The sequence below is a fragment of the Duganella callida genome (assembly GCF_004614165.1).
Lineage (GTDB): Bacteria > Pseudomonadota > Gammaproteobacteria > Burkholderiales > Burkholderiaceae_D > Rugamonas > Rugamonas callida.
Genome location: NZ_SPVG01000027.1, coordinates 1 through 26295, shown reverse-complemented (window position 1 = coordinate 26295; position 26295 = coordinate 1). Strand labels below are relative to the sequence as shown.

Sequence of the window (26295 nt, the reverse complement as noted above, 5' to 3'; positions counted from 1 at the left end):
GGGCAAGGCGCTGCCGCCGGCCGGGCGCCAGCCGCGCGACCTGGCCCGGATCGGCGCCCAGCTGGCCGGCACGCCGGTGCAAAGCACGTATTCGGAAGTCGAGCAGCAGAACCGCGAGCTGGCGCAGGCGCTGGCCGAGCTGCGCGAGCGCCAGGACGATCTGCTGGCGCTGACGCGCGAGCTGGAAGACACCAACCGCGGCGTGGTGGCGCTGTACGCCGAGATCGAGGAAAAGGCCGAGCGCCTGCGCAAGGCCGACGAAATGAAATCGCGCTTCCTGTCCAACACCAGCCACGAGCTGCGCACGCCGCTGAGCTCGATCCGCGCGCTGACCAAGCTGCTGCTGGACCGCATGGACGGCCCGCTGACCGAGGAACAGGAGCGCCAGGTCAGCTTCATCTCCAACGCCGCCAACGACTTGTCGGAGCTGGTCAACGACCTGCTGGACCTGGCCAAGATCGAAGCCGGCAAGGTCGAGGTCAACATGGCGCCGGTCAACATCACCGAGCTGTTCAGCGCGCTGAAGGGCATGCTGCGGCCGCTCACCCGCAATTCGACTGTGGAACTGCTGTTTGTCGAGCCGCCCGCGCAGGTGGCGCTGACCTCCGATGAAAGCAAGGTCACGCAAATACTGCGCAATTTTATTTCCAATGCGCTCAAGTTCACCGAGCAGGGCCAGGTGGTGGTGGCATTGCTGCCGCCCGCCGCCGATGGCCGCGTGACGTTTGCCGTCACCGACAGCGGCATCGGCATCAGCCCGGAGAACCAGCAACTGATCTTTGAGGAGTTCAGTCAGATCGAACACCCGCTGCAGCGCCGCGCCAAGGGCACGGGGCTGGGGTTGCCGTTGTGCCGCAAGCTGGCCACGCTGCTGGGCGGCGAAGTCACCGTGCGCAGCGCGGAAGGCGAGGGCTCGACATTCTGCCTGATACTGCCGGCCGCACCGTGAGGAGGAGAGATTATGGATAACGCGTCCATCCTGATTTTGAACGTGGACGACAACGACGGCGCGCGCTACGTCAAGACGCGCATCCTGCAGAGCGCCGGCTTCCAGGTGATCGAGGCGGCCAACGGCACCGACGCGCTGCAGCTGGCACGCGAGCGCCAGCCGGCGCTGGTGCTGCTGGACGTCAAGCTGCCCGACATCAGCGGCATCGAAGTGTGCCGTCGCATCAAGGCCGACCATACCACCTGCACCGTGCTGGTGTTGCAGACCTCGGCCGCGCTGATCGCGCGCGACGACAAGATCCGCGGCCTGGACGGCGGCGCCGACAACTACCTGGCCGCGCCGATCGAGGCCGAGGAACTGATCGCCAACGTCAACGCGCTGCTGCGCCTGCAGCGCGTGCAGGACGACTTGCGCAACAGCGAGGAACGCTTTCGCCAGCTGACCGAAAACATCGAAGACGTGTTCTGGATGTTCAACCTGGCCGACGACCAGCTGCTGTACGCCAGCCCGGCCTACGAGCGCCTGTTCGGTCGCGCCGTCGAGCAGTTGCGGCAGGCGCCGGACGACTGGCTCAACGCCGTGCATCCGGAAGACCGCGAGCTGGTGCTGGCGCACTGGCGCGCCCTGCGCGAGGGCGGCTCGTACGACCAGGAATACCGGCTGGCGCCGGGCGGCGAGCGGCTGCGCTGGGTGCGCGACCGTGCCTTCCTGGTGCGCGACGACCGCCAGCAGCCGTACCGCATCGCCCGCATCAGCAGCGACATCAGCGAGCGCAAGAACATGGAAGGCCTGTTGCGCGCGGCCGACGAAAACAAGAACCACTTCCTGGCCACGCTGGCGCACGAGCTGCGCAACCCGCTGAGCCCGATCCGCAACGCGGTGGCGCTGATGAACGCGGCGCCGGCCGACCAGGAAGACACGCAGCAAAAGGCGCGCGAGGTGATCCTGCGCCAGGTCGGCCATCTGTCGCACCTGGTGGACGATTTGCTGGACGTGGCGCGCATCTCGCAGGGCAAGCTGGCGCTGCGGCGCGAAGACGTGGAACTGCACGCGGTGGTCGAGCCGGCGGTGGAAACGGTCAAGGGCCTGGTCGAATCGCGCGGCCACACGCTGACGGTGGAACTGCCGCCGCAGCAGGTGTGGCTGCACGGCGATCCGGTGCGGCTGTCGCAGATCATCGGCAACCTGCTGCACAACGCCGCCAAGTTCACCGATCCGGGCGGGCGCATCGCGCTGACGGCGAGCTTGCCGCGGCCGGGACGCATCCAGCTGGCCGTCAGCGACAACGGCATCGGCATCACCTCGTACAACCTGGCGCGCATCTTCGGCATGTTTGCGCAGGGCGCGGCGACCCAGGACCGCGGCCATGACGGCCTGGGCATCGGCCTGTCGCTGGTGTCCAAGCTGGTGGAACTGCATGGTGGCACGGTGCAGGCGCACAGCGGCGGCATCGGCCAGGGCAGCACCTTTGTGATCGACCTGCCGCTGAGCGAGACGCAAGTCGCCGCGCCGGCAGCGCCGGCCGGGCAGGCGCTGCCGGCCGGCGTGGCCGAGCCGCTGGCGGAGGGCAAACAGCGATTGCTGCTGGTCGACGACAACGTCGATTCGGTGGCGGTGATGGCCGAGCTGCTGACCCTGATCGGCCACGAGGTGCTGACCGCGCACAACGCCGCCGACGCGCTGGCGCTGGCGCGCGCCCACCAGCCGCAGGCCATCATCCTCGACCTCGGGCTGCCGGACACCGACGGCTCCGAGCGCGACCGCGAGCGCACGCGCGAGGCCGGCTTCGACTACCACCTGGTCAAACCGGCCACCTTCGCCGACCTGGAACGGGCGCTCACTCCCTAGCCAGCAGCGCGCGCAGGCGCAAGGCCTGGTGCGGCTGCAGGCCGGTCATGGTGTTGTCGAAGATGCACCAGCCGGGGCTGCCCGGCGTGCGGCCGGCCAGGGTGTCGGCCACGTCGCGCAGCTGCTGTTCCGCATACAGCGAAACGTAAATCTTCGGGCTGCCGTGCAGGCGGACATAGACCGCCTCCGTGGTCGGCACGTGCGGACCGGGCTGACCGGCGGGCGGATCGGCGATCACGCGCGTGACGCCGTGGGTCTTCAGCAGGGCGGTGGCGTCCGCGTCGAACCAGCCGGGGTTGCGCGCTTCCAGCGCCACCATGGTGGCGAAGCGGCGCCGCAGGCGCGTGAAGAAATCCTGCGCCAGCGCCACGTCGAGCTTCAGGCTGGGCGGCAATTGCACCAGCACACAGCCGAGCTTGGGGCCGAGCGCGCCGGCCTCGCCGGCGAAGCGCGCCAGCAGGTCGTCGGCATCGGCCAGGCGGCGTTCATGTGTGATGGACTTCGGCAGCTTGACCGCGAAGCGGAAATCGTCGGGTACGCTGGCGGCCCACTTCTCATACGTCTGCGGCTGGTGCGGACGGTAAAACGAAGAATTGATTTCCACGGCGTTCAGTACCGCACCGTAGCGTTCGAGCTGACTGCCCTGCGCCGGAAATGGCGCCGCCGCCCGGGTGCTGATACTCCAACCGGCACAACCTATTCGCGTCTCGGTCATATAATGCGGGGTTCAGAATAATGGAAGGAAGAGTTGCAATGAATCTTAAACGCTACGCCCGATACGCCGCGCCACTGTTGATTGCCGGCATGCTGGCCGCCTGCGCCAGCCTGATCGGTCCGCGTCAGGTCGAGCTATCACAGGAGCGCCTGCAGGACAGCCTGGCGCGCAAATTCCCCATTCATCACCGCGTGCTGAGCGTATTCGAGGTCGAGCTCAGCCATCCGCAGCTGGCCGTGCAGCCGGAAAGCGACCGCGTGGCGCTGACCGTCGACCTGGGCGTAACGCCGCTGCTGGCGCGGCAATCGTGGCATGGCAGCATGCTGGTGTCCGGCCGCTTGCGCGTGGACAGCCAGCGCAACGCCATCTACCTTGCCGACGCCCATGTCGACCGCTTCGTGATGGATAACCTGGACGAGGGCAAGCGGCAGCAGCTGACCAGCGTGGCCAACCTGCTCAGCGACCAGCTGATCCGCGACGTGCCGGTCCACAGCTTCAAGCCGGAAGAACTGCGCTATGCCGGCGTCCAATTTGTCCTGACCGGCATCGAAACCCGCCCCGGCGGCCTGGTCGCCAAACTCCAGCCGGCCCAGTAAAGCGGCGTCTACCATCGGGAGCTTTTCGCGCCGGCTGGATGCATTTCGCGCTGCCGGGATGCATTTCGTCGCATCGCGAACCTTGACCAGGCGCTGGCCGGCATAGTGGCGTCACTTACTTATTTCTTTCCAGGAGAGATGCCATGATCCAGCAAATTATTTCGCATACCCCGACCTACGTGTGGGCGCTGTTGGGTTTTCTGCTGTACCGCGGTTACCTGGCCAGCCAGGACCGCGAGACCACCATGCTGAAGGTGGCGCTGATTCCGCTGGTGATGCTGGGCCTGGCCTTGTCGGGCATGAATACCCAAGGCGCGCTCGGCGAAGGCGTGTGGGCGGTGTGGGGCATCGGCGCGGCAGCGTCAACGGCGCTGGTGTGGCGCTTCGGCCGCCGCGAGATCAGCGTGAACCGCGCCGCCGGCACGGTATTCCAGCGTGGCAGCTACTTGCCTCTGCTGACGATGATTGCGATTTTTGCGACCAAGTACACGGTGGCGGTGGTGTCGGCCATCCAGCCCGAGTTGCCGCACAGTTTGCCTTTCGCCAGCGCCATCGCACTGCTGTACGGCGTGTTCAATGGCCTGTTCCTCGGCCGTCTGGCGCGCTACGGCGCCGCCTGGATGCGCCAACCGGTGCCGGTCGCCGCCTTGTGATGCGCGGTGCTTGCCTCTACAATCGGATGTTCTGATGAGTGTAGGGGCTGTTTATGTATATTTTTGGTATCGGTTTGCATGTGCTGGTGGCGATTTTCTTTGCCGTTCATGCAATCCGCACGGGGCAGCAGATGTATTGGGTGGTGATTCTGTTCCTGTTTCCGGGGCTGGCCAGTATCGTGTATTTCCTCGCCGTGTATCTGCCCAATTCGCGGCTTCAGCACGGCGCGCGCAAGGCGGTGAGCGCCGCGGCCAAGTCGCTGGACCCCGGCCGCGAATTGCGCGAAGCGCGCGAGGCCTACGATTTTACGCCCACCGCGCAAAATCAGATGCGTCTGGCCGCAGCGCTGATGGCGGCCGGTAACGCCGAGGAAGCCGCCGCCACGTACGAGGCCTGCCTGCATGGCCCGTTCGCCGGCGATCTGGAAATCCGCTACGGCGCCGCCCGCGCCACGCTGGCCTGTGGCCGTGCCGCTGCCGCCATCGCGCATCTGCAGACCATCCGTGCCAGCGACGCCCATTTCCGTCCCGAGCAGGTGTCGCTGCTGCTGGCGCAGGCGCTGGCCGCCGCCAACCGCCACGACGAGGCGCGCGCCGAGTTCGACCATGCGCTGAGCCGCCATAACAGTTTCACGGTGCAGGCGGAGTACGCGATCTGGGCCGCCAACGTCGGCGATGCCGCCAAGGCCCGTCAGCTGCACGAGGAGTTGAAGCGCACCATGGACCGCTGGGCACGCCACACGCGCGACCTGAATCAACCGCTGGTGCGCCGTCTGAATACGGCGATGGCGAACGTGAAAGCTTAAATTACCGCGCCGCTGAGGTCGTGGCGCGTGATCACGCCATCGTCGCCGATGGCGATCCAGCCGCCGCGCGGTGGCGTCGCGTCCGGCTCCCAGTCGGGCAGCACGTAGCGCCGCTTGTCGCCGAGCTGGTGCAGAGCGGGACGGTGGGTGTGGCCGTGGATCATGACCTCGGCGCCGGTCTGTGCGAACACGTCGAGAATGGCCTGCGGCGTCACATCCATGATCTCGTAGGCTTTGCCGCTTTGTTCCTTGCGGCTGTCGGCCCGCAGGCCGGCGATGATGGCCTTGCGCTGCGCCAGCGGCATCGCGGTGAACTGCTGCTGCCAGGCGGGCTGCCGCACCATCTTGCGGAATTCCATGTATTTGCTGTCTTGCGTGCACTGGGCGTCGCCATGCAGCACGACCAGTTTGACGCCGCCGATTTCGGCCACCCAGGTCTCGGGCAGCAGGATGGCGTTGGTGGCTTCCGCAAAGCGGGCGCCGACCAGGAAATCGCGGTTGCCGGCGACCCAGTACAGCGCCACGCCGGCGTCGCTGACCGCCTTGAGCGCGGCGACGATGGCGGCGTGGTAGGGATCGGTGATGTCGTCATCACCGGCCCAGTACTCGAACAGGTCGCCGAGCAGGTACAGTTGCTGCGCGCGCCGCGCATGCCGTTCCAGGAAGTCGAAAAACGCTGCCGTGGTGGCGGGATGCGCAGGCTGCAAGTGCAGATCGGAGATGAACAGCGCGCAGACTTCGCTCATTGATTACTCGACGACTTCGACGCTTTCGATGATCACGTCTTCCGCCGGCACGTCGGCGAACATGCCCGAACGGGTGGTCTTCACGCCCTTGATCTTGTCGACCACGTCGGTGCCTTCCACCACTTTGCCGAACACGGCGTAGCCCCAGCCGTCCTGGCCCGGGTAGTCCAGGAAGGCGTTGTTCTTGACGTTGATGAAGAACTGCGCCGAGGCCGAGTGCGGCGCCGAGGTGCGCGCCATGGCCAGGGTGTAGGTGTCGTTCTTGAGGCCGTTCTTGGCTTCGTTTTCCACGGTCTGGTCGGCCGGCTTCTGCTTCATGCCCGGCTCGAAACCGCCGCCCTGGATCATGAAACCGTCGATCACGCGGTGGAAGATGGTGTTGCTGTAGTGGCCAGCTTTGGCGTATTCCAGGAAGTTGGCGACGGTCTTCGGCGCCTTTTCGGCGTCCAGTTCCGCGGTCATGTTGCCGAAGTTGGTTTTGATGAGAACTTTGGTCATTTTATTATCCCGTATGGTTTAAAAATTGGTGCAAGGCCGCTATTTTACAGTTTTGGCTGGATCGGCGTCTTCAATATCGTCGCCGACTTCACCACGATGGGAATCACCGGGATGTTCTGGAAGATGCCCTTGTCATCCACCAGCACGCCCTTGATCTTGTCCACCGTCTCCTGGCCCTTGATCACCTTGCCGAACACGGTGTAACCGCCGCTGCCGTCCGGACCCGGAAAATCGAGCGGGGTGTTGTCGTCGACATTGATGAACCACTGCGAGGTGGCCGAGTTCGGATCGCCGTTGCGGGCCATGGCCAGCGAATACTTCACGTTGCTCAGGCCGTTCTTCGATTCGATCGGCACCGGCTTGTTGGTCGGCCGCGGTTTCAGCTTTTCATCGTAGCCGCCGCCCTGGATCATGAAGCCGTCGATCACGCGGTGGAAAATGGTGCCCTTGTACGTGCCGGCCTTGACGTAGGCGAGGAAATTGTCGACCGACCTGGGGGCTTTTTCGCGGTTCAGCTCCAGTACGATATCGCCCATGGTGGTCTTCAGTTCGACTTGCGGCGTCGGCGTGTCGGCGGTGGTCTTGGCGGCTTGCGGCGCGGCCAGCACCGCGCCCGACAGGGCCAGGCCGGCGCACAGGCCGGCCAGCTTAGCGTACAGCGATGGCTGAATTTGATGCATCGTTGCTTCCTCTTATAAATGTTGGACAGGCAAAATCCGCTTGCAGATCGGGCCTATGCTGTTTTTATCAATGCTATACTTGTTCCATTCTACCCCTTAGAAGGTGGAAACAAGAACATTCCCGAGGTTCCCCCAGGCTAACGATGAACGGGGTGCGCAGCCGTCATGGATCACGCACCGGGCCATCGTATTGCCTATGGCGCCGCAAAAAACGCAGAGTCCGATGAGTAATTTAAAGATTTACAACACGCTGGCGCGTGACAAACAGACATTCGTACCGATCGAGCCGGGCAAAGTCCGCATGTATGTCTGCGGCATGACCATCTATGACTACTGCCACATCGGCCACGCGCGCATGATGATGGCGTTCGACGTCATGTTCCGCTGGCTCAAGGCCTCCGGCTACCAGGTCACCTACGCCCGCAACATCACGGACATCGACGACAAGATCATCCGGCGCGCGGTGGAGAACGGCGAGACCATTTCGCAGCTGACCACCCGCTTCACCCAGTACATGGACGAGGACACCGCGGCGCTGGGCATCCTGGCGCCGACCCTGGTGCCGCGCGCGACCCAGTACGTGCCGCAGATGCTGGCGCTGATCGAGCAACTGGAAGCCAAGGACCTGGCCTACAAGAGCGACAACGGCGACGTCAACTACGCGGTGCGCAACTTCCCCAACTACGGCAAGCTGTCCGGCAAGTCGCTGGACGATCTGCGCGCCGGCGAGCGCGTGGACGTCAATACCGGCAAGCGCGATCCGCTCGACTTCGTGCTGTGGAAGGCGTCCAAGGAATCGGAGCCGGAAGAAGTGAAATGGGATTCCAAGTGGGGCAAGGGCCGTCCGGGCTGGCACATCGAGTGCTCGGCCATGTGCTCGGCGTTGCTGGGCGAGCATTTCGACATCCACGGCGGCGGCGCCGACCTGCAGTTTCCGCACCACGAGAACGAGATCGCGCAGTCGGAAGGCGCCTACGGCCACCAGATGGTCAACTACTGGGTGCACAATGGCTTCGTGCGCGTGGATAACGAGAAGATGTCCAAATCGCTGGGCAATTTCTTCACCATCCGCGACGTGCTGAAGAAGTACGATGCCGAAGTGGTGCGCTTCTTCATCCTGCGCGCGCATTACCGCAGCCCGCTGAACTACTCGGACGCCCACCTGGACGACGCGCGCGGCGCGCTGACCCGCCTGTACACCGCGCTGGACGGCGTGGAAGGCGACGGCCAGCCGCTCGACTGGACAGAGGAACACGCGGCCCGCTTCGCCGAAGCGATGGACGACGACTTCAACACCCCGCTGGCCGTGGCCGCGCTGTTCGACCTGGCCACCGAGGTGAACAAGTCGAAATCGCCGGTCATGGCGCGCCAGCTGAAGGCGCTGGCCGGCGTGATCGGCCTGCTGGAGCGCACGCCGCAGCAGTTCCGCCAGGCGGCCGTCGGCGGCGCCGGCGGCGACGATGCGGCCATCGTGGCCGCCATCGCCCGGCGCGCGGAAGCCAAGAAGGCCCGCAACTTCGCCGAATCGGACCAGATCCGCGCGGAGCTGCTGGCGCAGGGCATCATCCTCGAAGACAAGCCCGACGGCACCACGAACTGGCGCCGCGCATAACATGGTGATCGCCAAGGATAATGCGGGTGCGGCATCGGCCGTGCCGCCGTACTGGGAACAGGCCAAAGCCGAGCTCATGAAGCGCGACCGCATCATGAACAAGCTGATCCCCCAGTTCGGCGACCTGCACCTGGTCGGCCATCACGACCCGTTCACCACCTTGGCGCGTTCCATCGTCGGCCAGCAGGTGACCGCCAGGGTGGCGGACGCCGCCTGGAAAAAGCTGCTGGCGGTCAGCCCCAAATGCACGCCGGCGCAGATCATCAAGGCCGGGGCGGGGCAGCTGGCCGAATGCGGCCTGTCCAAGCGCAAGACGGAATACATCCTCGATCTGGCCGACCATTTCAAGAACAAGCGCGTCCACACCGCCCAGTGGGACCAGATGGACGACGAGGCTGTCATTGCCGAGCTGGTGCAAATCCGCGGCATCGGCCGCTGGACAGCCGAGATGTTTTTGATATTTAATCTGCTCCGACCCAACGTTTTACCGCTGGACGACCCCGGTTTGATCCAGGGCATCAGCCAAAATTACTTCTCGGGAGAACCGGTGTCGCGCAGCGATGCGCGCGAGGTTTCGGCCAACTGGGAACCCTACCGCACGGTGGCGACCTGGTATTTATGGCGTAGTCTCGATCCGGTTGCTGTAGAATAGATACTCTAATCGCTGCGCGAGGGCTGTTTGCGTGCCTACGCTAGCCCCGCGGCCGAGCATAAACACGGAGGTACAATGACCAAAACGACTTTCCTCAACTTTGAGCAACCGATTGCTGAGCTGGACGGCAAAATTGAAGAATTGCGCTTCGTCCAGGACGATTCGGCAGTCGATATCTCTGAGGAGATCGACCGGCTGGCCAAAAAGAGCCAGCAACTGACCAAGGACATCTACGCCAAGCTGACGCCGTGGCAGGTCTCGCAGATCGCGCGTCACCCGCAGCGTCCGTACACCATGGACTACGTGAATGAAATCTTCACCGATTTCCACGAGCTGCACGGCGACCGCACCTACGCGGACGACCAGTCCATCATCGGCGGCCTGGCCCGTTTCAACGGCCAGTCGTGCATGGTGATCGGCCACCAGAAGGGCCGCGACACCAAGGAACGCGCGATGCGCAACTTCGGCATGCCGAAGCCGGAAGGCTACCGCAAGGCCATGCGCCTGATGAAGCTGGCCGAGAAGTTCGGCATTCCCGTGTTCACCTTCGTGGACACCCCGGGCGCCTTCCCCGGCATCGACGCGGAAGAGCGCGGCCAGTCGGAAGCGATCGGCCATAACCTGTACGTGATGGCGGAACTGAAAGTGCCGCTGATCGCCACCATCATCGGCGAGGGCGGCTCCGGCGGCGCGCTGGCGATTGCCGTGGCCGACCAGGTGCTGATGCTGCAATACGCGACCTACTCGGTGATCTCGCCGGAAGGCTGCGCCTCGATCCTGTGGAAGACCTCGGAACGTGCGGCCGACGCGGCCGAAGCGCTGGGCCTGACCGCGCACCGCCTGAAGGCGATCGGCCTGATCGACAAGATCATCAATGAACCGCTGGGCGGCGCCCACCGCGATCCGAAACAGATGGCCACGCTGCTGAAGCGCGCGCTGGCCGACTCGCTGCGCCAGTTCCACGGCATGAAGACCAAGGATCTGCTGGAAGCGCGTCATGAGAAGCTGATGGCGTACGGTAAGTTCAAGGAAACCACGCCGCAGGAATAATCCGCGCGGCGCGTCACCACCGACCGGGGGCCAGTGCCCCCGGTTTGCATTTTGGAGTAGCAGATTGAAGCAGCAAAAACCGACCCTGATGTCCGCCTTCGAGCAATCCGTCACCGCCGCGCGCGCCCAGGCGGGCGAGGGTGCCATCGCCATCGCCCTCAGTGGCGGCCTGGACTCCTCGGTGCTGCTGCACCTGGCTCACGCCTATGCGCAAACGCACGGCCTGGCACTGCACGCCTTGCACATCCACCACGGCCTCAGCCCCAACGCCGATGCCTGGCTGCAGCACTGCGAACGCGAATGCGCCACATTGGCCGTCCCCTTTGCAGCGCGCCGCATCCAGCTGCAGGACCAGAAAAAATCCGGCACCGAAGCCGCCGCCCGCAAGGCCCGCTACGCCGCACTGGGCGCGCTGTGCCGCGAACATCACGTCAGCCTGCTGCTGACCGCCCACCACCAGGACGACCAGGCTGAAACCGTCCTGCTGCAATTGCTGCGCGGCTCCGGTCCGGCCGGCCTGTCCGGCATGGACGCCGCCAACACCGCCGCCGGCCTGCTGCACAACGATCAGCTGATGATGGCCCGCCCGCTGCTGCAAGCCTCGCGCAAGCAGCTGGAAGCATATGCCGCCCAGCACCACACTCAGCACATCCACGACGAATCCAACGACGACCCGCGCTACGCCCGCAACGCCCTGCGCCACCAGGTGATGCCGGCGCTGGAACAGCACTTCCCCGGCTTCCAGGAACGCTTCGCGCGCAGCGCCCAGCACGCGCAATCGGCATCGCGCCTGCTGACCGAACTGGCCGAACAGGACCTGGCCGCCTGCCTGGATGACGACTGCCTCGACATCGGCAAACTGCGCGCGCTGAACCAGGACCGCGGCTACAACCTGCTGCGCCACTGGTTCGCCACGCGCGGCCTGAGCATGCCCAGCACCGCCTGGCTGGCCGAAATGCTGACCCAGCTGCTGGAAGCCAAGCACGACGCGCAGTTGCTGGTCACCCATCCCGACTGCCACGTGCGCCGCTACCGCGACCGCCTGCACCTGACGCCCAAGCTGGCCGAGCTCGAAGGCACGCGCGAAGACCAGTTCGACGACAAGCCCGGCACTGATTTCGTCTGGCATGGCGAAATCCAGCTCGCGTTCCCTGCCTACGGCGGCATCCTGCACTTCGATCCGGCGGAAGAGGGCATCGCCGCCGACTGGCTGCGCGGCCAGCCGCTGCTGATCGAGTTCCGCCGCGGCGGCGAACGGCTGAAGCCGGCGCCCAACCGCCCCACGCGGCCGCTGAAATACCACTACCAGGCGCTCAATATCCCGGCCTGGGAGCGCGCGCGCCTGCCGGTGGTGAAAACGCGCGACACGCTGCTGTACGCGGCCGGCATCGGCCTGGATTGTCACCACGTCGGCCATGGCGGCGAACGCGTCACTCTGCGCTGGCAAGCTGTATAGACAAAAAGCCGGCTTCTGCCGAATTTTGTATGTATATATGCTTAATCGGTATGAGTTTATGAGCTTTGTGACTTGTTATTTTGCATTGCGACATGTAGAGTTAAGGGTTCTATTTACCCTTATTGAGCGGAAAACTCACTGTTATGGCTTTAATCGTGCACAAATATGGCGGAACGTCGATGGGTTCGACGGACCGTATCAAAAACGTCGCGCGGCGTGTCGCCAAGTGGCATGACGCCGGGCACCGCATTGTCGTGGTCCCGTCGGCAATGTCGGGCGAGACCAACCGCCTGATCGCCCTGGCCAAGGAAATTCAGGCGCAGCCTGATCCACGCGAGCTGGACATGGTCGCCTCCACCGGCGAGCAAGTGTCGGTCGGCCTGCTGTCGATGGCGCTGCTGGCGATTGGCAAGAAAGCCGTGTCCTACGCCGGCTGGCAAGTTGCGATTAAAACCGATTCCGCATTCACCAAGGCCCGCATCCAGTCGATCGACAACGAAAAGGTCAACCGCGACCTGGACGAAGGCAAGATCGTCATCATCACCGGCTTCCAGGGCGTGGACGAAGAGGGCAACATCTCGACCCTGGGCCGCGGCGGCTCGGACACCTCGGCGGTGGCGATCGCGGCCGCGATGAAGGCCGACGAATGCCTGATCTTCACCGACGTTGACGGCGTCTACACCACCGACCCGCGCGTGGTGTCGGAAGCGCGCCGCCTGAAGGCGATCACGTTCGAAGAAATGCTGGAACTGGCGTCGCTGGGCTCGAAAGTGCTGCAGACCCGTTCGGTGGAATTCGCCGGCAACTACCGCGTGCCGACGCGGGTCCTGTCGTCGCTGACCGACCCTATGCTGGACCTGGAAGTAGAAGCCAACTCGGGCACCCTGATTTCGTTTGAGGAAGACACACACATGGAACAAGCAGTCATCTCCGGTATCGCGTTCAACCGCGATGAAGCCAAAATCACCGTGCTGGGCGTGCCCGACCGTCCGGGCGTGGCCTACCACATCCTGGGCCCGGTGGCCGACGCCAACATCGAAGTCGACATGATCATCCAGAACCAGTCGGTGGATGGCAAGACCGACTTCACCTTCACCGTGCCGCGCAACGACTTCCAGCGCGCGCTGGACGTGCTGAACGGTTCCAAGGAATCGCTGGGTGCGGCCAGCATCGCCGGCGACGCCAAGGTGTCGAAGATCTCGGTGGTGGGCGTGGGCATGCGTTCGCACGTGGGCGTGGCCTCGAAGATGTTCCGCACGCTGTCGGAAGAGGGCATCAACATCATGATGATCTCGACCTCGGAAATCAAGATTTCGGTGCTGATCGACGAAAAATACATGGAACTGGCCGTACGCGCGCTGCACAAGGCGTTCGAGCTGGAAAAGGCATAAATTTTTCGAAATAATCGCCAAGTTGCCTTGACCAAACGGGTCGTGGTCTATACTATGGCGGTCGTCTGCTGTACGGCGGACATAGTTGAGCAATCGACTAGGAGACGTGGCCGAGTGGCCGAAGGCACTTCCCTGCTAAGGAAGCATACGGGCAAAACCTGTATCGTGGGTTCGAATCCCACCGTCTCCGCCAGAATTGCAAAAAATAGCCCCGTGACCGGGGCTATTTTTTTGTCCTGACGTGGTGCTTCGATCAACGAGTTGATCTTTGCTCCCACCCGCGCCGACCGCAACGCAGCGCACTTAGATGCCGGCGTACCAGTCGTAGCCGCGGTCTTCCCAATAGCCGCCGTTGCCGCCCCACAGGCCGTGCAGACTGTCGACCAGCTCGATGCGCATCAGGTATTTGGCCTGCTTGTAACCCAGCTGCCGCTCGACGCGCAGGCGCAGCGGCGCGCCGTGGCCGACGCTCAGGTCCTGGCCGTTCATGCCATAGGCCAGCAGCGTCTGCGGATGGAAGGCGTCGACCAGATCGATGCTTTCGTAATAGCGGCCGCTGCCGTCGAGGGTTTTTTCCAGTTCGTCGGCGCAATGGAACACCACGTAGCGCGCCCCCGGCAGCACGCCGGTGGCGCGCAGCAACTCGGCCAGCGGCACGCCGGTCCATTTGCCGATCGCGCTCCAGCCCTCGACGCAATCGTGGCGGGTGATCTGGGTGCGCGCCGGCATCAGCTTCAGCGCCGCCAGCGAGAATTCGCTCGGGCGCGCCACCAGGCCATCGACCTTCAGGCGCCAGTCGGCAAACTTGTCGGCCAGCAGCGACGCGTACAGTTCGCTGTCCGGCATGCTGCTGCCGTTGATGCGGAAGGTGGGCGAGATGTCGGCCTCGGTGTATTCGCGCGCCAGCGCGTGCCTGCCCTGCAGCCGGCGTTGCGCCTGCAGCGTCAGCGACTCTGCCGAGCGCAACAGTTGTCCGGTCGGCGTATCCTGGCCGCCGGCGTCGCAGCCGCCGAGCGCCACGGCGGCTGCGCCGAGGGCGCCGCCCAGCAGGAAGCGGCGGCGTGTCAATCGTGTGTCAGTCATGGTGGGTCTCACTTTCCTCAATGGCGTAGCGGCCGGTGATCATCGAGCGCAGGTTGTTCCACACGCCGGACAGCAGCACCATGGCGATGTGCACCACCACGAACGTCACCAGCAGCGAGGCGCTGATGAAGTGCAGCGCGCGCGCCGACTGGCGGCCGCCGAACAGGTCGAGCAGCAAGGGCGCGACGGCATTCATGCCGGGCGACATGGTCAGGCCGGTCAGCACCATCAGCGGCAGCAGCACGCCGATCACGCCGAGGTAGCTGAGTTTCTGCAGCACGTTGTAGCGTCGCGCCTCCTGTCCTTTAGGGAAGCGCAGGCGCGCGTGGTCGAGCACTTCCCGCCATACGTGGCGCGGCGCCAGCTGGCCGCGCGACGGCAGCAGGTCGCGCCGCAGGTGGTCGCTCAGCACGGCGTACGCCAGATAGGCGGCGCCGTTGAAGACGAAGCACCAGGCAAAAAAGAAGTGCCAGCGGCGGCCTTCGGCCAGGTCCTGGTAGGAGGGCAGCGTCAGCCAGGTGGGGAAGGCGCGTTCGGTCAGCTGGCCGTCGACCTTGGACAGGCCCAGCACGCCGGTGGTGGGAATCGCGGTGGCGCCGATGCGCACGCTGCCGCGCGGCTGGCCGTGCTCTTGCGTGGCGCCGATGCTCAGCCAGCTGTGATCGGCGTCCGCGCCGTACTGGCCCCAGTACAGGCTGGGCCAGGCGTTGAAGATTTGTAGTCCGCTGAGCAGCAGGAAGCCGAGGCATACGGCATTGATCCAGTGCGTCACGCGGGTCAGGAGGGCATGCCGGTGGACCAGCACGATTTTGGTTTCAGGGCGCATGGTGGCTCCAGCAGGGTAGGCCGGCCCGGGCGGGCCGGCGGCACGGATTACATCGGGGGCACGACGCCGTTGGTGCCCACCACCAGTTGCTGGGCGACGAAGTTGCCCTTGTCATTCTTGGTGGCGGGGATGAACACGATCGCGCCGGCGACCAGGTCCTTGGTGCTGGCCGGCGCCAGCGTCACCACCGGGGTACCGTCGCCGATGGTGATCTTCTTCTCCTTGCCGTGGTAGGACACGGTCACGGTGTGGCCATCGACACCCTTGACGGCATCGGCCACGGTGGCGTTGGTCATGCTGCTGTTCGGCTTCAGATCCCAGCCGTAGCTGCCTTCGCCGGTGCCCTTCATCGCGGGCGGGAAGATCAGCACTTCCAGCGCGCCGTCGCCGCCATCGGCTTTCGCCAGCGAAGCGATGCCGACGAAGTCGCCCGGTTTGATATCGGTGACCGCGGCGCGCGCCACGCCGGCGATGCGGCCGCCTTCGGCCAGGGTGACGTCAACGGTCTTGCCTTCGCGCGTCTTGACCTTGACGGTGTTGTTGGCGAACGAGACGACGCTGCCGCGGATATTGGTCGGCGCGGCTTTCGGGGCTTGCGCCTGCGCCGTGGCCGGCAGGGCGAGGTAGGCAACCGGCGCGACCAGGGTCGAGGCGACGATCAGGGCGCGGGCGGAGATACGGCTAACAGTATTTTTCATAATATACCTACTAGTTGGTAGAGTTGTGGCGCAAAAAAAGTGATCTCTTGCAGCGCGCCGACAGGCTGCGGAGATCTTCCGACAATATCGTGCGCCGCTCCGGCTCGGCCGGTGCGGCGCCACATTCAGTGCCTGGCGGCCAAGCGCGCCAGCTGGGGCTCCATGATGGCGCCGAACAGGCTGCCATCGCCATAGGCGCGCGCCGACAGCATGGCGCCATGCACAGTGGCCATGAAGGTTTCCGCCTCCACCCGCGCCGGGCCGCTGAGCGTGATGACGCCCTGCGCCGCGCCGCGTTCGAGTACGCTGGTCAGCCAGTCCGACAGGAAGCGGAAATAGGCGCGCACCTGCAGCGCAACGTCCTCCGGCAGGGCCGGCAGTTCATTGGCCAGCAGTGCGCAGACGCAGAACGGTCTGCTGCCGTCGCCGATGCAGGCTTGCCAGTGACCGATATAGGCGCGCAGCTGGTCGAGCGGGGCGGGCGTTGCCAGTTCCAGGTGGGCGAAGCCTTCGCGCGCGGCGATCAGGTAGCGCTCCACCAGCGTTTTGACCAGGTCGGCCTTGCTGGGGAAGTGGTGGTGAATGCTGGGCTTGCGGATGCCGACTACCTTGGCGATGTCGGCATAGCTGAAACCGTTGTAGCCGCCATTGACGATCAGGCTGCGCGAGCAAGCCAGGATGTCGTCGGCGGTGGAAGAGGTCTTGTTCATGCCATGCATCCTACCTTCTAGTAGGTTTGGCGTCAAGCGCGGTCCGCGATTATCTTTTCAGTGCGGCCGCGCCGCACCAGCGGCGTGTGGCCGAAGCGCGCGTCCTCGAGCAGGTCGGGGATCACGTAGACGTACTCGCTGCGGGTGGTCCAGTTGCAGGGCGCGTGTGCGCGCGGCGCCTCGATCAGGTTGAAGCCGACGCCACTTGAAATCGTGACAGGCGCGCCGGCGTTGCGTGCGCTCAGAGGCGCTCCGCCAGTGCCGCCGCAAAAAAGTCCGTCACCAGCCTGACCCGCGCGGAAATAAATCTGCGGTTCGGCCAGACCAGGCTGATGTCCCGGCTTTCATCGATAAACTGGTCGAGCACGGTAAGGATGTCCGGATGCCGTAACGGGCCGACCAGGGAGGCGCGGTAGAACATGCCTATCCCGATGCCGGCGTGTACGGCGGACAAAATCGTCTCGACGGTATTGGACGACACGTTGCCGCTCACCGGCACGCTGAATCGTCCATGCGGGCCGGCGAAGCTCCAGCTGGTCGCGCCATTGTAGACCAGGCAATTGTGCCCGCTCAGGTCCGCGGGCACCTGCGGTATGCCATGCTGCTCGAAATACCGCCGCGAGCCGGCACACACCAGGGAAGTGCGCATCACGTGTTTGACCACCGCATCGGGGTTCTGGACCGGACTCACCCTGATCGCCAGATCGACGCCGTCCGCCAGCAGGTCCTGCACGCCGTCCGACAGGTTCAGATCCAGCTTCAGCCTGGGGTATTGCGCCAGCAGTTGCGGTATCAGGGGCAGCACATGCAGGCGGCCGAACGTGGAGGACGTCGCAATCCTGACCTGCCCGGAGATGTCCAGCGTGCTGCCGATCAGCTCCTCGTTCGCCTGTGCCATCTCGTCCAGCAGCGGCTTGGTACGCTCGTAGTAGACCCGTCCGTGATGGGTCAGCGTGACGCTGCGCGTGGTCCGGTTGAATAACTGCACACCCAGCCGCTTCTCCAGGGCGTTGACCGCCTTGCTGACGGCCGATTGCGATACGCCGCTGCGGCGCGCGGCGGCGGAAAAGCCGCCTGTTTCCACCACCGCGATAAACGCGGTCAACTCGTCAAAGCGATCCATCCAGATTTATTCCAATGAAGAATAAGAGCAATAAAAATATCGACCATTATCAATCGGATTGACTTTAATTACCATGATCCTACTGATTCACCAACCGATCAAAGGAGCTGACCATGAGTAATGCAAACACACAGAAGGAATTATCACCCGCGCCATCGTTGAGCCTTGCCGGCAAGAAGGTCGTCGTTGTCGGCGGCAAAACCGGCATCGGCCTGGGGATTGCCCGTGCCGCCCAGGCCGCCGGCGCGGCGGTGACGGTCGCCAGCCGGCGCGTCGCCACGGTGGAGGAGCGCCCGGACCTGGCCGGCTTTGCGCAAGTGCGCCTGGACGTACGCGATGAGTCGGCGGTACGGGCCGCCTTCGATGTCATCGGTCCGTTCGACCACCTGATCGTCACGGCGGCGCCGGACATCGGCACCTGGGGCGCATTCATGGACGCCGACATGCACGGCGTGCGCAGCTACCTGGAAGGTAAATTCCTCGGCAGCTGGGCCTGCGCGCGCCATGCCGCGCCGCACTTGCGCGCGGGCGGCTCCATCACTTTCCTGACGGGCGGCATGAGCGCCCGGCCAAAACTCGGCTTCACCGCGGTGACGTCCGCCTTTGCCGCGGTGGAGGCGCTGTCGGGCTCACTCGCGCTGGAACTGGCGCCGCTGCGCGTCAACACCATCCGCCCAGGCTTCGTCGACACCGACATGTGGAGCTTCCTGCCCGACGAACACCGCGACGGCTTGCGCAAGAAAGTCGCGGAGACCTTCCCCGCGCGCCGCGTAGGCACGCCGGACGACATCGCCCACGCCGCGCTGTTCCTGATGACCAATCCCTATGTCACCGGAACGGTGATCGAGGTCGCCGGCGGTGAAAACCTGGTAGCGGCCGTTTGAATCCCCACCATCACGCATCAGCCAGCAAGAAAGGAGCTCATATGCAAGATCGACTTGACCCGGACGCGGCAGGCGTCCACGCCTCCATCGCGCCGCGCCGCAACTTTCTCGCCCAGGCCGGCGGCGCCGTTGCCGGCGCGCTGGCGACCGGCGCCCTGTTCGGCGAGGCTGCCGCCCAGTCCGCCGATACCGCGCCCCGTGCCGCAACGGCCGGCGGCAAGGGTTTCTGGCCCAACGGCGCCCGTCTGGCGGTCAGCGTGTCCATGATGTTCGAGGGCGGCGGCCAGCCCATTTCCGGCGTCGGCGGACTCATTCCCGAACCGATCGACAAGGGCGTGCCGGATTTTCCGACCAATGCGTATTTTGCCTACGGTTATTATGAAGGCATACCGCGCGCGCTCGACCTGTTCGACAAACACAATATCAAGGTGTCGTCGTTCATGATCGGCGAGGCGATCAAGAAGGCGCCGGAGCTGGCCCAGGAAATCGCCCGGCGCGGTCATGAGGTGGCCGCGCATGGCCGGATATGGGCCAACTCCTACAACCTGTCGCGTAGCGAGGAAAAGCGCTTCATCGCGGACTCGGCGGAAGTGATCCACCGCATCACCGGACAACAGCCGGTCGGCTGGAACGCCTATTTCCTGCGCAACTCGGTGCACATCCTGGAGACGCTGCAAGAGCTTGGCTTTATCTACCATATCGACGAGCCGAGCCACGACGAGCCCTTCATCATTCCGGTCAAGGGCAAGGATTTCGTGACCGTGCCCTATACCCTGCACCTGAACGACATCTCCGCGTTCCCGTTCGAAGGGTACAACCCCATGGCGTATGAGCAGGCGCTCAAGGATGAATTCGACCAGCTGTACGAAGAGGGCGCGACACGCCGTCGCATGATGCTGGTGGGCTTCCACGACCGCATCAATGGCCACGCCAACCGGGTACGCGTGCTGGACCGCTTTTTCAGCTATGCCAGGTCGAAGCCGGATGTGTGGTTCGCGCGCAAGGACGAGATCGCCCGTTGGGTGCTGGCGCATCGCGCCGACACGCCCGTGCTGCAGCGCGGACCGGCCGCCATTTCCGGTCTGCCCGGCCCGGGCTGATGGCATCCCGAAGCGGTGCGCCGCCAGGGGCCGCACCGCTGCCGTGGAAAAAACATTATTTGATTCGATCTGCTACGCTCAGCCTTGGCTGACCTGACTCATTCACTCGTGTAAAAAGGAGAAGAAAATGCCGTTATGTCGCGTTCTCAGTCGGGCCGTGTTCACGGCTTGCGCCAGTCTGTCCTTGCTCACGGTCGGTGGTAATGCATCTGCCGCGCCGACCACCATCCTGTTTGTCGGTAACAGCTTTACCTACGGCGAGCCGGTCGGCGCCTCGGGACCGACGGCGATGTCGTTCATGCCCGGCAGCGTAACCGACCTGAACGGCACCAGGATCGGCGGCGTGCCGGCCTTGTTCAAGGCCTTTACCCAGGAAGCGGGGCTGGATTACCAGGTGAGCCTGGAAACGGTCGGCGGCAAAGGCCTCGACTACCACTACAACGAGAAGCTGCAGACCATCGATAAACCGTTCGACAAGGTGGTGTTGCAGGGGTATAGCACGCTGGACCAGAACAAGCCGGGCAATCCGGACCTGACGGTCAAATACAGCGGCTTGCTGGCGCAGGCCTTCCATGCGCAGAATCCGAACGTCGACATCTACCTGGACGCCACCTGGTCGCGCGCCGACCTGACCTACAAGACGCCCAGTCCGTGGTACGGCAAACCGATCTACCAGATGGCGCTGGACGTGCGCGCCGGCTATGACATTGCCGATCAGGCGTCCAGCTTGATCAATGGCGTCATCCCGGTGGGCGAGGCATGGAACCGCGCCATCAGCGGCGGCCTGGCCGACAGCAATCCCTACGACGGCATCGACGCGGGCAAGTTCAACCTGTGGGCGCCGGACAATTACCACGCCAGCGTCCGCGGCTACTACCTGGAAGCCTTGACCATGTTCGGCAGCGTCACCGGCCTGGACCCGCGTTCGCTCGGCGCCGCCGACTTCGTCGCGCGCGACCTCGGCATCAGCGCGACCGACGCCACCGCATTGCAGGGCGTGGCATTTGCGCAGCTGGCGTCGGCCGTGCCCGAGCCGAGCACGGCGATAATGTATGGCGCGGCCGGCCTGCTGTGGTTCGTACGGCGCAGGAAACAAACCGCGCGCTGAGCAGACGCCGCCCGGCGCCGACCACGATCACACCGCGATCGACCCGCCGTCCACGAACAGTTCCGCGCCGGCGATGTAGCTGCTCTCCGGCGACGCCAGGAACAGCACGGCGCGGGCGATTTCGTCGGGTTCGCCCAGCCGTCCCAGCGGTACCATCTGCTTGAGCATGTCTTCCACGCCGGGGCGCGCCTCGAGGTAGCCGCGCATCAGGCGGGTATCGGTGCCGCCCGGCGCCACCACGTTGACGCGGATGCCGCGCGGCTGCAGGTCGGCCGTCCAGCTGCGCGCGAAGGAGCGCACCGCGGCCTTGCTGGCGTTGTACAGCGACTGCCCGGGGAAGCCCTTGCTGCCGGCCACCGAGCCGTTCAACACCACCGTGCCGCCATCCACCAGCAGCGGCAGGGCTTTCTGCACGCTGAACAGCAGCCCGCGCACGTTCAGGCCGAACAGGTAATCGAAGTCGTCTTCGCCGATGGCGCCTAGCGGCCGCGCTTCGGACGAGGCGAAGCCGGCGTTGGCAAACACCACGTCCAGCCGGCCGTGATCCTGACCGATGCGCGCGTACAGCCGGTCCAGGTCGGCCAGGCTGGCCGCGTCGCCCTGGACGCCGACGGCGCCATGGCCGATTTCCCGCACCGCTTCATCCAGCTTGTCCTGTCGGCGGCCTGTCACGTAGACGTGCGCGCCTTCCGCCGCAAACAGCTTGGCGCTGGCCAGGCCGATGCCTTCGCTGCCGCCGGTGACCACCACAACCTTGTTGTCGAATCGCTTGCTCATGTCCATCCCTTTCAATAAGTGGAGAATTGCTCCACTTATTATATGGAGGTATCATCCACTTTGGCAAGCGAGATCAGACATGACAAAAAATCCCCCGGTAACCGATGAAGCGCCGCTGCGCGCCGACGCCGCGCGCAACCGCGAACGCATCCTGGCGGCGGCGGAAGAGATATTTCTCGAACGCGGCGCGGCCGCCTCGCTGGATGACATCGCCAAGCGCGCCAAGGTGGGCATCGGCACGCTGTACCGCCGCTTTCCCACGCGCGAGGCGCTGCTGGCCGCCACCAGCGACGAGCGCATGATGTCGCTTGCCGAGGCCAGCCGCAAACGCGACGGGCAGGGCGATCCGGCCGCTTCCGTGCGTGCCTTCGCCCGGGATCTGGTGGCGCATGCCAGCCACTATCGCGGCCTGGCGGCAACGCTGGGCACCGTGCTGCAAAGCGGTACGCCCGGCTGTCATGCCGGGCGCGTCGAGGCGGAGCGCCTGCTGCAACGCGCGCAGCAGGCCGGCGCGGTGCGCGACGATGTCACGGTCGAGGATCTGGTGTGCATGGTGACGGCGATTTCCCTCGGCATCGAACAGGGCAGCACGGCCAAGGCGCGCATCCCGCACCTGGTGGACCTGTTCCTGGACGGCATCGGCAAGCGCTGAGAATCTGGCTCGACGCGCCCGCAACCCCGCACGAATCTCCCAATATTGCGCACGGTCCTACCATGCAATCGCACGCGTTGAAACCATAATGCGGGGCTTGTCCCCAACCCATGGTATGCAATGCACCAGCCACTTCCCCTGACCACATCGATACCCGAGGCCGCGCGCATCATGCAAGCGGCGCAAGAGCTGATCCTGAACCACCTTGCCGCGGCGCCAGCATTGCCGGCGCTGGATACCGCCCTGGCCGGCGCCTTCCTGCACGATCCCGCCGCGCGCCGGCTGCCGCAGGAACAAGGACGGCCGCTGTCCGAGGCGCTGGACATCGTCGGGCGCGCCGCGCGGATCGGCATCAATTCCGCCGGCGGCAGGATGTTCGGCTTCATTCCGGGCAGCAGCCTGCTGCTGTCCGCCGTCGCGGACCTGATCTCGTCCGTCGTGAACAGTTACACCGGCGTCAGCTTTGTCGCCCCGGCCATGGTGGCGCTGGAGCGCGACGTGCTGCGCTGGCTGTGCGAGGTGATGGGCATGCCGGCCGGCGCCGGCGGCATCCTGACCTCCGGCGGCTCGATGGCGACCCTGTCCGCGCTGTTGTGCGCCAGGACGGAGCGGCTGAAGGGCGATCCGGCCAACGCCAGGATTTACCTGACCGCGCACACGCATTATTGCGTGGCCAAGGCGGCGCGCATCATCGGCTTTCCGCCCGGGGCGCTGCGCAGTATCGCGGTGGACGCCGCGCAGCGGATGGACGTGGCGGCGCTGCGGGCGGCCGTGCAGGAGGACCGCAGCAACGGACTCCAGCCGCTGTGCGTGGTGGGCACGGCTGGCACCACCAGCACGGGCGCCATCGACCCGCTCGATGAGCTTGCCGCCATCGCGCGCGAGCAGGACCTGTGGTTCCATGTCGATGCGGCGTATGGCGGTTTCTTCCAGCTGACTGCACGCGGTCGTGCGCGCTTCGGCGGCATCGGCCAGGCCGACAGCATCGTGCTCGATCCGCACAAGGGGCTGTTCCTGCCGTTCGGCACCGGCAGCCTGCTGGTGCGCGAGCGCGACGTCCTGCGCCGCGCGCACAGCGCCAGCGACAAGGCCTACCTGCGCGATGTGGCCGACGAGGACGAGAACGATTTTGCCGACACCAGCCCGGAGCTGACCCGGCCGAACCGCGGATTGCGCATGTGGCTGCCGCTGCAGGTGCACGGCGTGGCGGCGTTCCGCGATATGCTCGACGATAAACTCGACCTGGCCGAATATGCCTGCGCGCGCCTGTCCGGCATACCGGGCATCGAGGTGCTGGAAGCGCCGCAGCTGTCCATTGTGGTATTTCGCTGCCTGGGCGCCGGCGTCTCGGTGACGGACGCCAACCTGGCCACCGACAGCCTGGTGCAGCGCGTGAACAGCGGCGGCGTGGCCTTCCTGTCCAGCACCCGGCTGGGCCAGCGTGTGGTGGCCCGACTGGCCGTGCTCAACCTGCTCACCACGGCGGAGGACATCGACACCGTGATCGGCCAGATCGCCGCGGCCAGCAGTGCCAGATACAACGCCGCATGCCAGGCGCGCTCAGCGTCTGCTTAACTTTGTGCTTGGAATCGACGCACCGCACACTTCAACCAGGTGGATATCCGATGAAAGCACAGTTCCAAGCCGCTAGGGCAGCACCGGCGTGTGGAGCGCGGTGCCGATGCCGCCCAAGCGGCAGGTGAACCAAGCCGATGCGTCGACGCCGGCCAAATGGATGCGTGCTATTATCGGCGTTTTGAATGCTGTTCGATACATGATTGAGTCCGATGAACACCGTTGCCGAGCCGCTTGACCTGTTTACCGCCGGCCTGCAGCGCGCCGCGCTGCCGCTGCGTGGCGCCGACCTGCCGTTGCTGGTGTCGCTCGATGTGCTGCTGGAGGAATGCAATGTGACGCGCGCGGCCACGCGGCTGCACGTCAGCCAGCCCGCGCTGTCGGCGCAGCTGTCGCGGCTGCGCGTGCTGTTCGACGATCCCTTGCTGGTGCCGTCCGAGAACAGCCGCGGGCTGGTGCCGTCGCAGTTCGCGCTGGACCTGCATCGCCGCCTCAAGCCGGCGCTGGCCGCCTTGTCGTCCGCGATCCGGCCCGATGCCGACAGCTTCCGTCCATCGGACAGCACGCGCACCTTTACGGTGGCCGCCGCCAACGCGGCGGCCGCCATGGTGATGCCCGCGCTGATCGCGCGCCTGCGCGCCACCGGCAACCGCGCGCTCAAGCTGATCACGGCGGAACCCGATTACCTCCGCGTGGCCGGCCAGCTGGAGCGCGGCGAGGTGGATGTCTGCATCAGCCCGGCGTGTCTGCTGCCGTCCAACCTGCGCGTGCATCCCTTGCTGAGCACGGAGCATGTGCTGGTCCAGCGGCGCGGCCATCCACGCGGCACGGCCGCGGTCGGCCTGACAGAATACTGCCAGCAGCTCGACCATGTGACCATTTCCCGCGATGGCCAGCTGCACGGCTATATCGACGAGCAGTTGTATCGTCAGGGCGGCTCGCGCCAGGTGGCTGTGGCCGTGCGCGATTTCAGCTACGTCGCGCAGGTGTTGATGTTCAGCGACCTGGTGTGCACCATGCCGGCGCAGCTGGCCAGGTCGCTGCACGCCGCGGTGGAGTGCGTGCCGCTGCTGTTCCCGCTGTCCGCCTACAGCCTGTGCCTGGCCTGGCATGCGCGCAGCGACGACGACGCCGGCCTGCAGTGGTTGCGGCAGGAAGTGCAGGCGCTGTTCGCCGGGGCGCGATAAGCGGCGCTTAAGGCGCGGCGGCCGGCTGCAGGCAATCGCCGAGCCGCGCCAGGCCGCGCCGCAGCCAGCTTTTCACCGTGCCCAATGGCGCGTTCATGTGCTGCGCCAGCTCGGCGTGCGCCAGGCCGTGTCCGTACGTCAGCATGATGGCCTGGCGCTGTGCCGGCACCAGCTGCGCCATCGCGGCCGGCAGCCGGCTGCGCACGCTCGCATAGAAGGCGTCCTGCACCGGATCGCCTTCTTGCGTTTGCTCGCCATGCGCCAGTGCTTCCAGTGTCACCACATCCTGTCCCGGCAGGACGCAGTCGCGTTCGCGGCGGCCGGTGCGCCAGGCGCTGCGCGCCTGGTTGCGCGCCACGCTGATCAGCCACGTCATCGCGCAGCCGCGCGTGCGGTCGAAGCGGTGCGCCTGCGCCCATACCGCCACGTAAATCTCCTGCAGTGTTTCATCCGCGTGTGCGCGGTTTCCCAGCACGTTCAGCACCACATAGTGCAGATAGGCGTGGGTCAGTTGGTACAACTCGTTGAATGCCGGCTCGCTGTGCTGGGCTACCGACTCCAGCAGTTGCGCCAGATGTTCGCGTTGCCTGGTGATCTTTTCCATGGCTCGCATCGTGCAGCATGCGCGCGCGATCATCCAATCGAAAATCGGTATGGCTGGCCATAAACGGCATTTATCCACGGTTTTCACTGCATCCAGAGCGCTGCGGCCAGCGTATGTACCTCGGACCGATCCACTTCTATCTGAAAGGAAAAACATGTTGTGCAATCTGAAGCGGTTGTTTGGCGCAACCTTGGTGCTGGCGCTGTGCGCCGGTGTGGCGCAGGCAGGCGAAGAAACGGCGGCGGCAAAGACCAGCGCCGCCAGCGGGCAGGGCGCGTCGGCGGGGCGCGGCGACGAGGCCAGGCCGGCTGCGCCT

The 26295-nt window shown here is 65.2% G+C and carries 28 protein-coding genes and 1 tRNA gene; 18 read left to right on the top strand and 11 right to left on the bottom strand.

The annotated features are described in order from the left end of the window. A partial coding sequence (locus E4L98_RS02955) for a sensor histidine kinase (protein WP_135200078.1) occupies positions 1–949 on the top strand: 949 nt, incomplete at its 5' end. A 12-nt stretch (positions 950–961) separates the two neighbouring features. Beyond that, complete coding sequence (locus E4L98_RS02950) at positions 962–2797, top strand: hybrid sensor histidine kinase/response regulator (protein ID WP_135200077.1); 1836 nt, start codon at positions 962–964, stop codon at positions 2795–2797. Here the strand turns inward: E4L98_RS02950 and E4L98_RS02945 are convergent. Then, positions 2787–3512, bottom strand: coding sequence for a DUF72 domain-containing protein (locus E4L98_RS02945; protein ID WP_135200076.1), 726 nt, complete (start codon positions 3510–3512; stop codon positions 2787–2789). The two genes, E4L98_RS02950 and E4L98_RS02945, sit on opposite strands and share 11 nt — an antisense overlap. Before the next feature lie 38 nt (positions 3513–3550). On the opposite strand from E4L98_RS02945, the gene E4L98_RS02940 reads away from it, so the two are divergent. The 3 genes from E4L98_RS02940 to E4L98_RS02930 all read left to right on the top strand — a co-directional run bounded on the left by E4L98_RS02940 (position 3551) and on the right by E4L98_RS02930 (position 5567). Beyond that, the gene (locus E4L98_RS02940; RefSeq protein WP_135200075.1) at positions 3551–4108 is read left to right on the top strand and encodes a DUF1439 domain-containing protein; all 558 of its coding nucleotides are present in this window, start codon (positions 3551–3553) and stop codon (positions 4106–4108) included. A gap of 143 nt (positions 4109–4251) precedes the next feature. After that, positions 4252–4761, top strand: a complete 510-nt coding sequence (locus E4L98_RS02935; RefSeq protein ID WP_135200074.1) for a DUF6622 family protein — start codon at positions 4252–4254, stop codon at positions 4759–4761. A gap of 53 nt (positions 4762–4814) precedes the next feature. Then, complete coding sequence (locus E4L98_RS02930) at positions 4815–5567, top strand: tetratricopeptide repeat protein (RefSeq protein ID WP_135200073.1); 753 nt, start codon at positions 4815–4817, stop codon at positions 5565–5567. On the opposite strand, the gene E4L98_RS02925 is transcribed toward E4L98_RS02930, so the two are convergent. Genes E4L98_RS02925 through E4L98_RS02915 form a run of 3 tightly spaced genes read right to left on the bottom strand, consistent with a single transcriptional unit; the run spans position 5564 to position 7491 of the window. After that, a complete protein-coding gene (locus E4L98_RS02925) occupies positions 5564–6313 on the bottom strand; it encodes a UDP-2,3-diacylglucosamine diphosphatase (protein WP_135200072.1) in 750 nt (249 codons plus the stop codon). The genes E4L98_RS02930 and E4L98_RS02925 overlap by 4 nt on opposite strands. A gap of 3 nt (positions 6314–6316) precedes the next feature. After that, positions 6317–6811 carry a peptidylprolyl isomerase gene (locus E4L98_RS02920; protein ID WP_135200071.1) on the bottom strand — a complete coding sequence of 165 codons (495 nt, stop codon included), beginning with the start codon at positions 6809–6811 and terminating at the stop codon, positions 6317–6319. Between the two features lie 44 nt (positions 6812–6855). Continuing rightward, positions 6856–7491, bottom strand: a complete 636-nt coding sequence (locus E4L98_RS02915) for a peptidylprolyl isomerase (protein ID WP_135200070.1) — start codon at positions 7489–7491, stop codon at positions 6856–6858. Positions 7492–7714: 223 nt separating this feature from the next. On the opposite strand from E4L98_RS02915, the gene cysS reads away from it, so the two are divergent. The 6 genes from cysS (at position 7715) to E4L98_RS02885 (ending at position 13845) form a co-directional block, all read left to right on the top strand. Further along, positions 7715–9103: a cysteine--tRNA ligase gene (gene cysS / locus E4L98_RS02910; protein ID WP_135200069.1), complete on the top strand. Its 1389-nt coding sequence runs from the start codon at positions 7715–7717 to the stop codon at positions 9101–9103. A gap of 1 nt (position 9104) precedes the next feature. Beyond that, a complete protein-coding gene (locus E4L98_RS02905; protein WP_135200068.1) occupies positions 9105–9755 on the top strand; it encodes a DNA-3-methyladenine glycosylase family protein in 651 nt (216 codons plus the stop codon). Positions 9756–9830: 75 nt separating this feature from the next. Then, positions 9831–10805 (top strand): acetyl-CoA carboxylase carboxyltransferase subunit alpha, encoded by a 975-nt coding sequence (locus E4L98_RS02900; RefSeq protein WP_135200067.1) that lies wholly within the window; start codon positions 9831–9833, stop codon positions 10803–10805. A gap of 88 nt (positions 10806–10893) precedes the next feature. Beyond that, positions 10894–12261, top strand: coding sequence for a tRNA lysidine(34) synthetase TilS (gene tilS / locus E4L98_RS02895; RefSeq protein WP_135200081.1), 1368 nt, complete (start codon positions 10894–10896; stop codon positions 12259–12261). A gap of 143 nt (positions 12262–12404) precedes the next feature. Continuing rightward, positions 12405–13652 carry an aspartate kinase gene (locus tag E4L98_RS02890; RefSeq protein WP_135200066.1) on the top strand — a complete coding sequence of 416 codons (1248 nt, stop codon included), beginning with the start codon at positions 12405–12407 and terminating at the stop codon, positions 13650–13652. A 100-nt stretch (positions 13653–13752) separates the two neighbouring features. Continuing rightward, positions 13753–13845 (top strand) — tRNA-Ser (locus E4L98_RS02885). Positions 13846–13955: 110 nt separating this feature from the next. Here E4L98_RS02885 and E4L98_RS02880 read toward each other — a convergent pair. The 5 genes from E4L98_RS02880 to E4L98_RS02860 all read right to left on the bottom strand — a co-directional run bounded on the left by E4L98_RS02880 (position 13956) and on the right by E4L98_RS02860 (position 18092). Continuing rightward, positions 13956–14735 (bottom strand): molybdopterin-binding protein, encoded by a 780-nt coding sequence (locus E4L98_RS02880; RefSeq protein WP_135200065.1) that lies wholly within the window; start codon positions 14733–14735, stop codon positions 13956–13958. Continuing rightward, entirely contained in the window at positions 14728–15561 is an 834-nt protein-coding gene (locus tag E4L98_RS02875) for a cytochrome b/b6 domain-containing protein (RefSeq protein WP_135200064.1), read from the bottom strand. The genes E4L98_RS02880 and E4L98_RS02875 overlap by 8 nt, the downstream gene beginning before the upstream one ends. A gap of 47 nt (positions 15562–15608) precedes the next feature. Further along, positions 15609–16259 (bottom strand): hypothetical protein, encoded by a 651-nt coding sequence (locus E4L98_RS02870; protein WP_205746650.1) that lies wholly within the window; start codon positions 16257–16259, stop codon positions 15609–15611. A gap of 125 nt (positions 16260–16384) precedes the next feature. Continuing rightward, entirely contained in the window at positions 16385–16969 is a 585-nt protein-coding gene (locus E4L98_RS02865; protein ID WP_135200063.1) for a TetR/AcrR family transcriptional regulator, read from the bottom strand. A gap of 241 nt (positions 16970–17210) precedes the next feature. Next, on the bottom strand, positions 17211–18092 hold the full coding sequence (locus E4L98_RS02860; RefSeq protein ID WP_135200062.1) for a LysR family transcriptional regulator: 882 nt from the start codon (positions 18090–18092) through the stop codon (positions 17211–17213). Between the two features lie 113 nt (positions 18093–18205). Between E4L98_RS02860 and E4L98_RS02855 the strand changes: the two genes are divergently transcribed. From E4L98_RS02855 to E4L98_RS02845, 3 genes are all read left to right on the top strand, one after another. After that, positions 18206–18976 (top strand): SDR family oxidoreductase, encoded by a 771-nt coding sequence (locus E4L98_RS02855; protein ID WP_135200061.1) that lies wholly within the window; start codon positions 18206–18208, stop codon positions 18974–18976. A 41-nt stretch (positions 18977–19017) separates the two neighbouring features. Beyond that, complete coding sequence (locus E4L98_RS02850; protein WP_135200060.1) at positions 19018–20076, top strand: polysaccharide deacetylase family protein; 1059 nt, start codon at positions 19018–19020, stop codon at positions 20074–20076. A gap of 127 nt (positions 20077–20203) precedes the next feature. After that, a complete protein-coding gene (locus E4L98_RS02845; protein ID WP_135200059.1) occupies positions 20204–21184 on the top strand; it encodes a PEP-CTERM sorting domain-containing protein in 981 nt (326 codons plus the stop codon). A gap of 27 nt (positions 21185–21211) precedes the next feature. On the opposite strand, the gene E4L98_RS02840 is transcribed toward E4L98_RS02845, so the two are convergent. Then, entirely contained in the window at positions 21212–21961 is a 750-nt protein-coding gene (locus tag E4L98_RS02840; protein ID WP_135200058.1) for an SDR family NAD(P)-dependent oxidoreductase, read from the bottom strand. A gap of 79 nt (positions 21962–22040) precedes the next feature. Here E4L98_RS02840 and E4L98_RS02835 point away from each other — a divergent pair, with 79 nt between their 5' ends. The 3 genes from E4L98_RS02835 (at position 22041) to E4L98_RS02825 (ending at position 25375) form a co-directional block, all read left to right on the top strand. Next, positions 22041–22613: a TetR/AcrR family transcriptional regulator gene (locus tag E4L98_RS02835; protein ID WP_135200057.1), complete on the top strand. Its 573-nt coding sequence runs from the start codon at positions 22041–22043 to the stop codon at positions 22611–22613. 171 nt (positions 22614–22784) lie between these two features. Then, positions 22785–24188 (top strand): pyridoxal phosphate-dependent decarboxylase family protein, encoded by a 1404-nt coding sequence (locus E4L98_RS02830; RefSeq protein WP_205746649.1) that lies wholly within the window; start codon positions 22785–22787, stop codon positions 24186–24188. 212 nt (positions 24189–24400) lie between these two features. Beyond that, positions 24401–25375 carry a LysR family transcriptional regulator gene (locus E4L98_RS02825; RefSeq protein ID WP_135200056.1) on the top strand — a complete coding sequence of 325 codons (975 nt, stop codon included), beginning with the start codon at positions 24401–24403 and terminating at the stop codon, positions 25373–25375. Positions 25376–25382: 7 nt separating this feature from the next. On the opposite strand, the gene E4L98_RS02820 is transcribed toward E4L98_RS02825, so the two are convergent. Then, positions 25383–25979, bottom strand: a complete 597-nt coding sequence (locus tag E4L98_RS02820; RefSeq protein WP_167761264.1) for an RNA polymerase sigma factor — start codon at positions 25977–25979, stop codon at positions 25383–25385. Between E4L98_RS02820 and E4L98_RS29915 the strand changes: the two genes are divergently transcribed. After that, positions 25978–26295: hypothetical protein (locus tag E4L98_RS29915; protein ID WP_167761263.1), on the top strand; the 318-nt coding region annotated here is incomplete at its 3' end. The genes E4L98_RS02820 and E4L98_RS29915 overlap by 2 nt on opposite strands.